The sequence below is a fragment of the Thalassovita sp. genome, assembly GCF_963691685.1.
In the GTDB taxonomy this organism is placed as follows: domain Bacteria; phylum Pseudomonadota; class Alphaproteobacteria; order Rhodobacterales; family Rhodobacteraceae; genus Thalassobius.
Genome location: NZ_OY829290.1, coordinates 2,488,281 through 2,501,437, shown reverse-complemented (window position 1 = coordinate 2,501,437; position 13,157 = coordinate 2,488,281). Strand labels below are relative to the sequence as shown.

Below are 13,157 nucleotides of genomic sequence, written 5' to 3'. Positions count from 1 at the left end.
GTTTGTGTGCTTGCGCGCTATTTAAGATTGTCTAATAAAGAAGGAAGAGAAATTGGCTTATATTGTGATTGAACCGGTCCAAGTCGAGCTGCGTGGCGGATCGGTAGCTGAAATTACTGCGTTCGATCCGCTAGCAAATACAGATCAATTTCACGGGCAAATCCAGAGCCAAAGCAGTACTGTGCCTCGGAGTTGGGACTTGAATGGCACTTGCCGCGATGGCACGCAAGAAATCAACATTAAGACAAGTTGCCCAGAGTTTCTGGATTTGAAAAACATGGTGTTTTCATATCGCGACTGAGAGATTTGAATCAATTGCGCACTAATTTAAGCAATCGTTTCAATTACACTGCCAGCAACTTCCGATACATTTGCATCAAAAACGCCTCGGCTTCGGCGAAGCGTTCTGCCGGTGCGGCGGGGGCCAATTCCTCGATCTGGGCGTCGAAATCGGCGTAATGCTGGGTGGTGGCCCAGATCGAAAACAGCAGATGATGCGGATCAACCTTGGCGATCTTGCCGTCGGCCATCCAATCCTCCAGCAGCAGGATCTTTGAAGTGTAGAGGTCTTTCAGCGGGCCAAACAGCTCATCGCGGGATTGCGGTAGGCCGGACAGGATTTCATTGGCGAAAAACTTGCTGTCCTTTGGAAAGTTCTGCGAGATTTCCAACTTGCGCTTGATGTAGGTGCAGATCTCTTCGATCGGTTCCCCGTTGCGGTTGATCAGGCTCAGCGGGGCCATCCACAGCTGCAGCGTGCGCGACAGCAGTTCCTGCCGGATCGCGTCTTTGCTTTCGAAGTAATAGAGGATGTTGGGCGTGGTCAGCCCGGCGGTTTTGGCGATGATGTTGATCGAGGCGCCGGAGGATCCGTGGATTGCAAAAACCTCAAGGGCTGCGGTCAGGATCTGTTCGGTTTTCTGACGCTGAATACGCGTCATGGGTTTCGTCGCTGCCTTGCGTGCCATCAAACTCGCCACTTTGGTTGCACTGTTTCAGCCCCTATTGCACACCAGAGCAGACATGGCTAGCGCCCGCCTGCGGAAAATTGACATGCGCAGGGGAAAATGAGGTTTTGATGCACCCTTTTGGCGAAAAAGGGGGCGAGCAGCGCCCGCCCCCCAGTGGCTGATCCTACGGGGATGAGGATCAGGAAGAGGCCCCGTCCCGGAAGGCGGGGATGACGGTCTCGGCGTAGTCGGCGATGATTTTCTCTTCGTCGCCGCTGTCGAGGTAGATGTTGAACTGGGTGGTGCCGGCGGCTTCCAGTTCGCGGATCTTGGTGATGTGCTCCTCAGGGGTGCCCAGCACACAGAAGCTCTTGACGATGTCTTCGGTGATGAAGTCGAGATAGGGGTTATCGCTCTGGCCGTGCTTGGAGTAGTCATAGCCTTTGCGGTTCTCGATGTAGCTGGTCAGGCTGGAGGGAACCTGATCGGTGTCAGCGCCGTATTTCTCAACGATATCAGCAACGTGGTTGCCTACCATCGCCGGGAACCATTTGGTTTTCTCGATGCCTTCTTCGATCGGACCGGTGTGCGCCGGAGCGGCCGCCATCACGCGGTAGTTCGACATGTCACGGCCTTCGGCTTCGCCGCCGGCTTTGGCCTGATCTGCCAGCCATTTGATGATCGCGGGCTCTGCGATCTGCAGCACAACACCGTCGCCAACGCGGCCAGCCGAGGCCAGCGCTTTCGGGCCATAGGCGCCGATCCAAACCGGCAGCTCATAGCCTTCGGCCCAGGGGAATTTCACCGGCTCGGGGCACTCGCCGTATTGTACTTCTTCACCGCGGATCAGGTCTTTGACGACATGGGTGAACTCTTCCATCCGTTTGATGGTCGAAGGTTTCTTGCCCATCACGCGCACCGCGCTGTCACCGCGGCCGAGGCCGATATCAAAGCGACCGCCCGACTGTTTGGCCAGCGAACCGAAGAGCGAGGCCGCAACCGACCATTCGCGCGAGTTGGGGTTGGTGACCAGCGGACCAAAACGCATGGTTTTCGTGTGTTCCATGCACATGGCCATCGCCACGAAGCTTTCACGCCACAGGATGTGGCTGTCGTAGAACCAGCAGTAGGTAAAGCCGGCGTTTTCGGCCTGACGCACCAGCGCGCGGGCGCGCTCGGGTTCGACGAAGCCTTTGAAGCAAATGCCAAATTCCATTGTTATTCTCCCTCGTTGGAATCAGTGGTCGGGTGCCCAGATGCGGATGCCCGCATGGCTGAAGGGCACTTGTTTGGAAATGTTCTGACGGATCAGAATGGGGGTGATGGCCTCAATGCAGCGCGCCGCTTCGGCGTCGCCGGCGTTGTAGGGGGTGACATCCAGTTTGCGCACCAGATCCATCACGGCCTTACGGGCGGGCAGTGAGTTGCCGCAGATCAGGATGTCGCAGTTGATGTCCCAGTCCAGGTTGTTCAGCGTGACCGCCGAGACATTGTGCAGCGCGCCCACCACCGGGATCTCATCGCCCAGGATCGCCTGTGCGGCCTCAGTGGCGGAGCCTTCTGGTGGCATGTCGACCTTTTTCGGATCGCCCTCTTTCAGCGGCACCACGATGTCGACCAGGATCTTGTCGGCCAGACGGGGTTTCAGCGCTTCCAAAGTGGCGTTATGGGCCGAAAACGGCACCGCAAGAACCACCATCTCTTCGGCAGCATCGGTGGCGCCTTCGTTGTCCAGACCGGTGATTGCGGCGCTGCCTGCGGGCAGTTTCTGCATCAGCTCTTCTGCAATGGCAGCGGCGCGGCCGCCGTCACGGCCTCCCAGCACAACGGGTACGCCTGCACGGGCAAAACGCAATGCAAGCCCCTGGCCCTGTGGGCCGGTGCCGCCAAGAATGGCAATGGTCATCGGAACATATCCTCCTGTTTTTTACGTAGAATGTCGGCGCCGCTGCTGTTTTCTGGCTGCCAGTCAAGGCCGCGCAGCAGCACCGCAGGTGTTTTGCCGTCCTTGCGAACCACAAGGCCCGAGGCGGCGGCAATTTCGTCACAAAGCGCAGGTTCCGTGACCGCCAGCGGGCGGCCCCAGGCATCTACATTGCCCTGTTCGCGGATGGTGGCGGGCACTTTGGACAGGCCTATTGCCACGTTGACCTGACCCAACCGCCAGGGGCGGCCGAAGGTGTCGGTCATCACAACGCCAATTTCGACGCCAAACCGGGCAGAGAGCGCGGCGCGCAGCACGGTGCAGCTGGCATCGGGATCCTTTGGCAGAACCATCGCGGCGTCTTCTTCACCGAAGTTTGATTCATCCACCGCCGCATTGGCCGAGATGAAGCCAAGCCGGTGTTCGCAGATCATCGTGCCTTCGTTCTGATCGGGGCGCTTGAAGGAACGCACAACGCGGCTGCTTTCGCGCAGCACAACCTCAACCTTGCGGGCGTCCTTGTTCAGCTCTTCGGCGTATTTCAGCGCTTCAAGTGAGGGCTGAACGGTGGAGAGCGGGATGATGCAGCCTTCGGCCTTGGAGAAGACTTTCTGCGCGACCACCAGAATGTCACCGGCTTCGGGTGACAGATCTGCGGCGACCAGTGCATCCCCAAGGATCCGCGCCAGGTCGTCACCGTTTTGCACATCGGGAATGCCCGGCACAGCGGTCAGGGAGACGGATAGGCTCATTGTGGCAGGCCTCCGGCCCAGTGAAGATTGGGGGATTTCAGATGGCTGAGGTCGCTCTGGCGATCCACGTCGATGCGCAGGCTGGCCAAGGGCAGGATGACGGGGGTCAGGCCCGCCGCCTCAATCGCGTTTGAATGGGCGATCACCGATTTCACCCCATAGGCAAAGTCGAAGGGACAGGGCAGCGGGGTCAGCAGCGCGTTGGTGCCCAGATCGCTGGCCGGGCACAGCACCGCCTGCGCGGTCGCGCGCGTGTCGTGCAACGGGTGGCACAGCAGCCGGGCCAGATCCGCAGGGGTCGGATCGGCCAGATCGCCGGGCAAAACGCAAAGCGCATCATAGCCCTTCGCCGTGGCCCAGCCCCCAGCATGGGTCAGCGCCGCGTTCAGGCTGTTGCTACGGCCCTCGTCGATCAGGTGGATCTGCAGTTCCGAGGCGATGCGCGCAATCTCGGGGCTGCTGGTCACTGTGGCGATTTTGATCTCCACCGGGTCCCCAGCCAGTTCAGCAATGGCGGTTTGCACCCGTTCCACGGTTGCACGGAACAGGGTCCGGGCCAGCGCGGCGCGTTCCTCTGGCGCCAGACTGTCGGCCAGCCGGGTTTTGGCCTGTGCGGGATCCTTCATCGGGATCACCACCAAGCGGCGGGAAGGGCGGGCAATCTGGTTCATGAAGCGATGCGCGTCTCAAGCTGTTGGGCGCGGGCGTAGTTGACGATTTCACTGGCCAGTCGGGCCTTGTCATCGCGGCTTTTCATCAGAGTGGCTGAACTGAGGATGTCCAAACCTTCGGCGCGGATCTCTTCCTCCAGCGGGGCGTCCACCCGGTCAATCATCAGGGCATCAATAAAGCCAGCATAGCGGTGCGCCACACCCAGGGCATCGGGGCGTTCGCCAAGGGCTTTCATCATTTTGTCCGCCGGGCCTTTCACGACCTTGCCCCCGATGAAGGGGCTGACCGCCACCTTCAGCGCCGCTGCATCACTCACCGCGGCGCGGATACCGGGCACATCAAGGATCGGTGCGATGGAGACCAACGGGTTGGACGGCGCCACAACAATCAGGTCTGCGCCGGCTATGGCCGCCAAGGCCTCGGGTGTGGGGCGCGCGTCGCTCAGGCCGTGAACGGCCAGTTCGCGCACCTCCGGGGCACAGCGTTCGCGGACGAAATATTCCTGAAAGCTCAACCAGCCGTCATCGGTGCGCACACGTGTCTGCACCACATCATCGGTGGGCAGCAGGATCTGCGGTTTGACACCAAAGGCTTTGGCCACATCCCGGGCGATATCGCTGGGGCGATCGCCTTTGGCGCGGCGCATGGTGCGGTAGATGTGCAGACCGAAGTCCCGATCACCCAGGGTCATCCAGGTCTCAGCCCCCAGTTTTGACAGGGTTTGCAGGGCCCGGTGGCCTTCGTCTGCGACCCCCCAGCCCTGGGTGCGGTCAATCACATCGGCAAGGCTGTAGGTCAGCGTGTCAATATCGGGCGACACCCAGAGGCCGTGAAAAGCGTCATCATCCGCCACATTGCCAATGATGCTGAGATCCACGTCGGACAGGGCGGCCAGACCTTCGGCCATTTTGGCACCGCCCACACCGCCAGCCAGCAGGGTCACTTTCATCGGGGTGTTCATTCTGCGGCCTCCACATGCGGGGTGACGGGGGTGTCGACAGCGGGCTCCGGGAACATCTCAAGGAAGGCGAGGGGGTTTTGATCCGCCTTACGTTTCACCAAAGGCGCGATGTCTTCGGGATCGTGATCGATATAGACATCGCGGATGCCATAGACCGTGTTGCGCCGCGCGGGCACACGACCGGCCGAGCGGATCATCTGCACCAATTCCTTGGCGGTGATCTCCTGCCCGTGGTCTGACCCGGCAGAACGTGAAATGCTTTCGTTCATCAGGGTGCCGCCCAGATCGTTGACGCCACGGTTCAGCATCTCCTGCGCCCGTTCTGCGCCCAGTTTGGTCCAGCTGACCTGAATATTGTCGATCCAGCCGTGCAGCATGATGCGCGAGACCGCATGCATCAGATCGACCTCCAGCGCGGTGGGACCGGGGCGCACCTTGTCAGGGTTTTTCGCCCAGAGTGGTGATTCCGTGTGCACGAAGGACAGCGGTACCAGTTCGGTGAAGCCACCGGTGTCTTTCTGGATCTCCCGCAGCAGACCGATGTGGGCCGCCCAATGTTCGGGCCCATCGATATGGCCATACATGATGGTGGCGGTGGTTGGGATCCCAACCTCATGCGCGGCGCGGATTATTTCCACCCATTTTTCAGCGCTGAGTTTGTTTTTGGTCAGCTGCAGGCGCACTTCGGTGTCCAAAATCTCGGCCGCGGTGCCGGGCATGCTGTCCAGACCGGCCTCTTTCAGATCACGCAGGAAGTCGTGATAGGACATCTTGGTGCGGGCGGCGCCATACCAGATCTCAAACGGAGAAAAGGCATGGATGTGCATGTCGGGCAGGGCGGCTTTGATCGCCTTCAGCAGGGTTTTGTAATAATCGCCGGGCATCTTGGGATGCAGGCCACCCTGAATGCAGACCTCGGTGCCGCCGCGATCCCAGGCTTCTTGGGCGCGGGCCACAACCTGTTCCGGGCTCAGCCATTCGGCGCCGGTGTCTTCGACCCGTTTAGCAAAACCACAGAACCGGCAGCCCATGTAGCAGATGTTGGTGAAGTTGATGTTGCGGTTGACCACAAAGGTAACCTGATCGCCGTTCACCTCACGGCGCAGTTGATCGGCGGTGGCGTAGATCGCCGGCACGTCATTGCCGGTGGCAGCAAACAGACGCGCGGCCTCAGCTTCGCTGACCTCCGCGCCGGTGAGCGGCTTGCGCAGGATCGCGGCCACCTCAGGCGAGGCGGCGTTCAAACAGGTTTCCAGATCAAGCGGGGGCTGGGCGTGGGGCAGGGTCATGCGAGTTCTCCCAGATGTTGTTGCTGGCGGGCAAGGCCGCTGGCCTCGGCCATGTCGGAGGCACGGGCGAGGAGATCGGGGCTGACAAATGTGCTGTCTGCGCCAAGGTAACGGGGGTAGACGGTCAACCGTTCGCGCAGCTCAAACCCGGCGTCGGCGCAGGATTGCGACAGCGATCGGATCTCAGGCCATTCATGCTGCGGGTTGATGAAATCGATGGTCACCGGCGAAATGCCGCCCCAGTCGTTGATGCCCGCATCCAGATAGGCGGGGTGGCGGGCGGAGAGATTCGGCGGCGCCTGCAGGCTGATGTCAGGCGACAGGATGATCCGAGCGGCCGCGATGGTGCGCAGCATGTCTTCAAGACTGGGTTCGGGGTGCTGTGCCATCTCGATATCCGGCTTGCGCTGGAAGTTCTGGATGATCACCTCTTGGATGTGGCCGTGCCGGGCGTGGGCGGCGTTGATTGCCTCCAGCGCCTCCAGCCGTTCGGCAAAGCTTTCGCCGATGCCGATCAGCAAGCCGGTGGTGAAGGGCACGTGTTTTTCCCCTGCGCGTTCCAGGGTGCGCAACCGTTGCAGCGGTACTTTGTCTGGGCAGGCGTAATGCGGCTGGCCTTTGCGGGTCAGGCGTCGGCTGATGGTTTCCAGCATCATTCCCATGGAGGCGGCCACCGGGCGCAGCACGTCAATCTCATCATCAGTCAGGGTGCCGGCGTTCACATGTGGCAGCAGTGTCGTCTCCTGCAGCACCAGTGCACACATATCAGCCAGGTAATCCGTCAGACGTTCATAGCCCAGTTGGCGCAGCGCGGCGCGGGCGGCTTCATAACGCAGCTCAGGCTTCTCGCCGAGGCTGAATAGCAGTTCCTTGCAGCCCTCACGTTCGCCGCGTTTTGCGGTGGCCAGCACCTGTTCGGGCGTCATGATATTGGCCTCGGGCGAGGAGGGGTGTTTGACAAAAGTGCAATAGCCACAGGTGTCCCGGCACATGTTCGTCAGCGGCACAAAGGCCTTGCGCGAATAGGTCACGGTGCGGCCCCACTGCTGATCGCGAATGGCGCGGGCATGCGACATCAGGGTCTGTAGATCGCCTGTCTCGGCGCAGATTGCCCCGGTGCTGATTACGGTTTCTGTCATGGCGTCCTCCTGCACGTGAGGCTGCGAATTGTTGAGCAGTCTGTCAAATAAATTTTTGATCGAAAGGTCAAATTTTTTCAAATCGACCAATTTTTCATCATCTATAGCAAGGTAAAAATACGGGTTTGACGTTTGTTGAAAGAAAATTATTGACTGAATGATAAAAAATAGAAACAGTCCGTCCAACGCGTTACCGGGGAGGTCTACGCCTGCAATTTGATGGGATCCGGGGCGGATCCCTTTGCTGTTCTGCACCTTCGGGTGTGGGCTAGGCAGGTGTGTGTCTTCCTCATCGGGCCCGTGCTGTCCTTCGCGGCAGCGGCGTCAACGCATCATGACATTTCACCGGCGCGGTTCGCTGCGTCGCTTGGGTCCCCGTGTGGGTGGGCCCTGTCCAGCTGTGGCCTTCGGGCCGGAACATGTGAGCCTCTCCCGCCGGGGAGGACCACCAGAAGGGAGCAAACATGAAAGATCTTCAAAGCAACGCCCGGATTGACGGCAGCCGTCTCTGGGACAGCCTGATGGAAATGGCCCTGAAAGGCCCCGGCCTGCGCGGTGGCTGTAATCGCCAGACCCTGACCGATGAGGACAAAGAAGGCCGCGATCTGTTCAAGGGCTGGTGCGAAGCCGCCGGTATGAACGTTGGCGTTGACAGCATGGGCAATATGTTTGCCCGCCTCGAAGGCACCGATCCCGATCTGGATCCGGTGATGATGGGCAGCCATCTGGACACCCAGCCCACGGGCGGCAAATACGATGGTGTCCTGGGCGTTCTGGCTGGTCTGGAAGTGGTCCGTTCGGTCCGCGACCAGGGCATCAAAACCCGCCGTCCCATCGTTGTGGTCAACTGGACCAACGAAGAGGGCACCCGCTTTGCCCCGGCGATGCTGGCCTCGGGCGTTTTTGCTGGCGTGCACACGCAGGATTGGGCCTATGACCGTGAAGATGCCGAAGGCAAGAAATTCGGCGAAGAGCTGGCGCGCATTGGCTACAAAGGGGATGAACCCGTTGGTCAGCGCAAGATGCATGCGATGTTTGAGCTGCACATCGAACAGGGCCCCATTCTGGAAGCGGAAAGCAAAGACATTGGCGTGGTCACCCACGGTCAGGGTCTGAACTGGCTGCAGGTCACCCTGACCGGTCAGGAGGCACACACCGGTTCAACCCCGATGCCGATGCGTAAAAACGCCGGTCTGGGCGCGGCGCGGATCACCGATCTGGTGCATCAGATCGCCATGAGCCACCAGCCCGATGCGGTTGGCGCTGTTGGTCACTGCGACTACTACCCGAACTCGCGCAATATCGTGCCGGGCAAGTTGGTCTTCACCATCGACTTCCGCTCGCCCAGCTTTGACACCCAAACCGATATGGAACAGCGCCTGCGTGAAGGTGCCGCCAAGATCGCAGAAGAGCTGGAACTGGGTCTTGAGATCGAACAGGTCGGCCATTTCGACCCGGTCACCTTTGACGAAGGCTGTGTCACCGCCGTGCGGTCCGCGGCGGAACGTCTGGGCTATTCGCACCGCAACATCATCTCGGGCGCCGGTCACGATGCCTGCTGGGTGAACAAAGTGGCGCCGACCGCCATGGTGATGTGCCCCTGTGTCGACGGGCTGAGCCACAATGAAGATGAAGAAATTAGCCGCGAGTGGGCCACCGCTGGCTGCGATGTGCTGCTGCATGCCGTGCTGGAATACGCCGAAGTGGTTGAGGAGTAAGAGCGATGAGTGAACGGACTGTTATCAAAGGCGGAACCATTGTGGCCGCCGACCGCAGCTATAGCGCGGATGTGGCCATTGAGGGCGGTAAGATCGTGCAGATCGGCGCGGATCTGCAGGGTGACAAGGTGCTGGACGCCGAAGGCTGCTATGTGATGCCGGGCGGGATTGACCCGCATGTGCATCTGGAAATGCCCTTCATGGGCACTCATTCGGCAGATGACTTCGAAAGCGGCACCCGCGCCGGTCTGGCGGGCGGCACCACGATGGTTGTCGATTTCTGCCTGCCCAGCCCCGGCCAATCGATGCTGGAGGCGCTGGCTGCCTGGGAAGCCAAATCGCAGCGCGCCTGTGCGGATTATTCCTACCACATGGCCGTCACCTGGTGGAGCGAACAGGTCTTTGAAGAAATGGAAGAGGTCGTGAAACGCGGCATCAACTCTTTCAAACACTTCATGGCCTACAAAGGCGCCCTGATGGTCGAAGATGATGAGCTGTTTGCCTCATTCCAGCGCTGCGCCGCGATTGGCGCGCTGCCGATGGTGCATGCGGAAAATGGCGATGTGGTTGCCACCATGCAGGAAAAACTGCTGGCCCAGGGTCTGACCGGTCCCGAAGGCCACGGCATGTCGCGCCCACCTGAGGTGGAAGGCGAAGCCACCAACCGCGCAATCATGATCGCCGATATGGCTGGCGTGCCGCTTTATGTGGTGCATACAAGCTGTGAACAGGCGCATGAGGCGATCCGCCGGGCCCGCCAGAAAGGCATGCGTGTCTATGGTGAACCGCTGATTCAGCATCTGGTGCTGGACGAAAGCGAATACCGCAACCCGAATTGGGATCATGCCGCACAGCGCGTCATGTCGCCGCCGTTCCGCGATAAATCGCATCAGGACAGCCTCTGGGCTGGTCTGCAGGCAGGCAGCCTGCAGGTGGTGGCCACCGATCACTGCGCCTTCACCGTGGATCAGAAACGATTCGGCATCGATGACTTCACCAAGATCCCCAACGGCACCGGCGGTCTGGAAGATCGGATGCCGGTTCTGTGGACCGAAGGTGTGAACACTGGTCGCCTGACGCCAAACGAATTTGTCGCCGCGACCTCCACCAATATCGCCAAGATCCTCAACATCTACCCGCGCAAAGGCGCAATTGTGGAAGGATCGGATGCGGATCTGGTGGTTTGGGACCCGAAAAAATCCAAAACCATCTCGCCTGCGACGCAGCAGTCGGTGGTTGAATATAATGTGTTTGAAGGGCGTGAAGTCACCGGCCTTCCGCGTTATACGCTCAGCCGCGGTGTGGTTGCGGTGGACGACGGCACCGTGTGTGCCACCCCGGGTCATGGCCAGTTCGTGAAACGCGACGCCTACCCTGAGGTGAACAAGGCCTTGTCGAAATGGAAGGCGCTGACCGCACCCCGTCAGGTGGTGCGCAAGCCCGAAAACATGCCGGCCTGCGCCTAAAAGAATTGGCCCTCGGTTCAACCGGGGGCCTCTTGCCGTCTGGCTGCGGGGGACGCGGGCAGGCGGGACACAAAAAAAGAAACACGCCAATGCGAGGGAGGTATACCACATATGGCTGATGCAACTTCTAACACCGGGGCGCGCCCGGATCTGGCGGGGCTGGACCCGGCCCTCTACAATGAGGACCAGCTGCCCACCACAGCCAACGAACGCACCTGGAGCTGGGTCTCCATCGCGGCTCTTTGGGTCGGCATGGTGGTCTGTATCCCAACCTACCTGCTGGCTTCTTACCTGATTGGGTCCGGCATGAGCTGGGATCAGGCCGTCATGACCATCCTGCTGGCCAACGCGATCGTTCTGATCCCGATGGTTCTGGTGGGTCACGCGGGCACCAAATACGGCATTCCCTTTCCGGTTCTGCTGCGTTCGTCCTTTGGCCCGGCTGGCGCCAAGATCCCTGCGGTGGCGCGTGGTATCGTGGCCTGTGGCTGGTTCGGCATTCAGACCTGGGTTGGTGGCTCGGCGATCTTTGTGATCCTGAACACCCTGACCGGCGGCGCGCTGGCCAGTGATCCGCTGCCGATCCTCGGCATTTCGGCTGGTGAGTTTGTCTGCTTCGTGGCCTTCTGGCTGCTGCATGTCTACTTCATCAAAAACGGCACCGAGTCGATCCGTTGGCTGGAAACCTATGCTGCACCGTTCCTGCTGGCGATGGGGCTGGCGCTGCTTTACTGGGCCTACAGCAAAGCTGGCGGTTTCGGCGAAATGCTGTCGACCCCCAGTGCCTTTGACGAAGGTGGCGAAAAAGAAGGCCAGTTCTGGGTCGTCTTCTGGCCAAGCCTGACCGGCATGATCGGGTTCTGGGCGACGCTGGCGCTGAACATCCCTGACTTCACCCGTCACGCCAAAAGCCAGAAAGACCAGTTCGTGGGTCAGCTGGTGGGCCTGCCAATCCCGATGGCGCTGTTTGCCTTCATCGCCTCTGCCGTGACCTCGGCCACTGTGGTGATCTACGGCGAAGCGATCTGGGATCCGATTGCCCTGGCTGAGAAAATGGGCGGTGCCTCGATCATCGTTGCCCTGATCGCGCTGATCGTTGCAACCCTGACCACCAACCTGGCGGCAAACGTTGTGGCCCCGGCACATGGTTTCGCAAACCTGGCGCCCAGCAAGATCAACCTGAAACGTGGTGGCTACATCACCGCAGGTATCGGTCTGGTGATGTTCCCCTGGATCCTGGTCAATCACATCGTTGGCTGGCTGCTGGCCTATTCGGCGCTGCTGGGTCCGATCGCGGGCATCATGCTGGCGGACTACTACCTGCTGCGCAAAACCAACCTGAAAGTGGCGGATCTGTTCAAATCGGATGGCATCTACTCTGGCTCGGGCGGCACCAACTGGGCCGGCGTTGGCGCTCTGATCATTGGTATCCTGCCGAACCTGCCGGGCTTCCTGGTGGGGGTTGGCCTCAGCTCGGGCACCTCTGATTTTTTCGCAACCATCTACACTTACGCCTGGTTCGTAGGTCTGTTTGTTGCGGGCGCGGCCTATCTGGTCCTGTCCAAGATCTTCAACAAGTAAGTCTCTGATCCGGGGCGCTTTTCCGGCGCCCCGGTTTCCCATCGCCCGCGGTGTGTGTGACGCAACGTGAAGGCGAACTTATCCACAAAAATCGACAACTATTCGCTCAGACAGCGGCCTGACCTGCCGTTACTGTTCCTGAGACTTGTGCGCCCTGGGGGAAGGGAGGCACCGGCCTGCCATTGATGTGCACGGAGCAATAGAATGTCTGGTAAAACTGCTGGGGTGCTGGTGACAGCTGCCGTTACCGCCCTTTGCGTCAACCATTTCTGGTATGAAATCGGCGATGTGTTCTGGCCCGAACGCAAAACAATTGTGGCCACCATCAAGCTGGACAACCGCTGTGAGTTTCGCGACTACGTCTTTGTGGTGCGGGATCTGAACACCGGGCATTATGCCTCTTTTGCCGGGGGGCGGGCGCAGCTGCGCACACAGGAGCGCAACCGCGTGACCGTCGAATTTGCACCCCGCTACCGCAAGGTGGAGTTCTACGCACCCACCATGCCAGTGAAGCGGCAGATGACCATGACCACCCGCTGTGGCAGCCGCCGTTTGATGGATATGAAATGGTTCGGCTGAACGCCTTACCGGGATGAAGTTTTGCAGCGTCTGCCATTTGGCAGGCGCTGTTTTCATATGTGACCCTTCGATCTGACCCGTTGACGGCTCGGCTCCAATATTGTTTAATTTTGAGTGTTAAAATAA

At 60.0% G+C, this 13,157-nt stretch carries 13 protein-coding genes; 5 read left to right on the top strand and 8 right to left on the bottom strand.

From position 1 onward, the window contains the following. Positions 1 to 52: 52 nt before the first annotated feature. Positions 53 to 301: a hypothetical protein gene (locus ACORLH_RS12190; protein ID WP_321828680.1), complete on the top strand. Its 249-nt coding sequence runs from the start codon at positions 53 to 55 to the stop codon at positions 299 to 301. Between the two features lie 43 nt (positions 302 to 344). Here the strand turns inward: ACORLH_RS12190 and ACORLH_RS12185 are convergent, their stop codons facing one another. The 8 genes from ACORLH_RS12185 to cofG all read right to left on the bottom strand — a co-directional run bounded on the left by ACORLH_RS12185 (position 345) and on the right by cofG (position 7,687). Next, entirely contained in the window at positions 345 to 968 is a 624-nt protein-coding gene (locus tag ACORLH_RS12185) for a TetR family transcriptional regulator C-terminal domain-containing protein (RefSeq protein WP_321828679.1), read from the bottom strand. 181 nt (positions 969 to 1,149) lie between these two features. Next, positions 1,150 to 2,166, bottom strand: coding sequence for a TIGR03842 family LLM class F420-dependent oxidoreductase (locus ACORLH_RS12180; RefSeq protein ID WP_321828678.1), 1,017 nt, complete (start codon positions 2,164 to 2,166; stop codon positions 1,150 to 1,152). Between the two features lie 21 nt (positions 2,167 to 2,187). Next, the gene (npdG, locus tag ACORLH_RS12175; RefSeq protein WP_321828677.1) at positions 2,188 to 2,856 is read right to left on the bottom strand and encodes an NADPH-dependent F420 reductase; all 669 of its coding nucleotides are present in this window, start codon (positions 2,854 to 2,856) and stop codon (positions 2,188 to 2,190) included. Beyond that, positions 2,853 to 3,626 (bottom strand): coenzyme F420-0:L-glutamate ligase, encoded by a 774-nt coding sequence (gene cofE, locus ACORLH_RS12170; protein WP_321828676.1) that lies wholly within the window; start codon positions 3,624 to 3,626, stop codon positions 2,853 to 2,855. The genes npdG and cofE overlap by 4 nt, the downstream gene beginning before the upstream one ends. Beyond that, entirely contained in the window at positions 3,623 to 4,297 is a 675-nt protein-coding gene (gene cofC, locus ACORLH_RS12165) for a 2-phospho-L-lactate guanylyltransferase (protein WP_321828675.1), read from the bottom strand. The genes cofE and cofC overlap by 4 nt, the downstream gene beginning before the upstream one ends. Then, on the bottom strand, positions 4,294 to 5,259 hold the full coding sequence (cofD, locus tag ACORLH_RS12160; protein ID WP_321828674.1) for a 2-phospho-L-lactate transferase: 966 nt from the start codon (positions 5,257 to 5,259) through the stop codon (positions 4,294 to 4,296). The genes cofC and cofD overlap by 4 nt, the downstream gene beginning before the upstream one ends. Further along, positions 5,256 to 6,548: a 5-amino-6-(D-ribitylamino)uracil--L-tyrosine 4-hydroxyphenyl transferase CofH gene (cofH, locus tag ACORLH_RS12155; RefSeq protein WP_321828673.1), complete on the bottom strand. Its 1,293-nt coding sequence runs from the start codon at positions 6,546 to 6,548 to the stop codon at positions 5,256 to 5,258. The genes cofD and cofH overlap by 4 nt, the downstream gene beginning before the upstream one ends. Continuing rightward, a complete protein-coding gene (cofG, locus tag ACORLH_RS12150; RefSeq protein WP_321828672.1) occupies positions 6,545 to 7,687 on the bottom strand; it encodes a 7,8-didemethyl-8-hydroxy-5-deazariboflavin synthase CofG in 1,143 nt (380 codons plus the stop codon). Before cofG ends, cofH begins: the two co-directional genes overlap by 4 nt. A 464-nt stretch (positions 7,688 to 8,151) precedes the next feature. Here cofG and ACORLH_RS12145 point away from each other — a divergent pair, with 464 nt between their 5' ends. The 4 genes from ACORLH_RS12145 to ACORLH_RS12130 all read left to right on the top strand — a co-directional run bounded on the left by ACORLH_RS12145 (position 8,152) and on the right by ACORLH_RS12130 (position 13,031). Continuing rightward, complete coding sequence (locus tag ACORLH_RS12145) at positions 8,152 to 9,405, top strand: Zn-dependent hydrolase (protein WP_321828671.1); 1,254 nt, start codon at positions 8,152 to 8,154, stop codon at positions 9,403 to 9,405. Positions 9,406 to 9,410: 5 nt separating this feature from the next. After that, positions 9,411 to 10,871 carry a dihydropyrimidinase gene (hydA, locus tag ACORLH_RS12140; RefSeq protein WP_321828670.1) on the top strand — a complete coding sequence of 487 codons (1,461 nt, stop codon included), beginning with the start codon at positions 9,411 to 9,413 and terminating at the stop codon, positions 10,869 to 10,871. Positions 10,872 to 10,982: 111 nt separating this feature from the next. Then, entirely contained in the window at positions 10,983 to 12,452 is a 1,470-nt protein-coding gene (locus ACORLH_RS12135; RefSeq protein WP_321828669.1) for an NCS1 family nucleobase:cation symporter-1, read from the top strand. Positions 12,453 to 12,656: 204 nt separating this feature from the next. Further along, entirely contained in the window at positions 12,657 to 13,031 is a 375-nt protein-coding gene (locus ACORLH_RS12130; RefSeq protein ID WP_321828668.1) for a hypothetical protein, read from the top strand. The last annotated feature ends 126 nt before the right edge of the window (positions 13,032 to 13,157 follow it).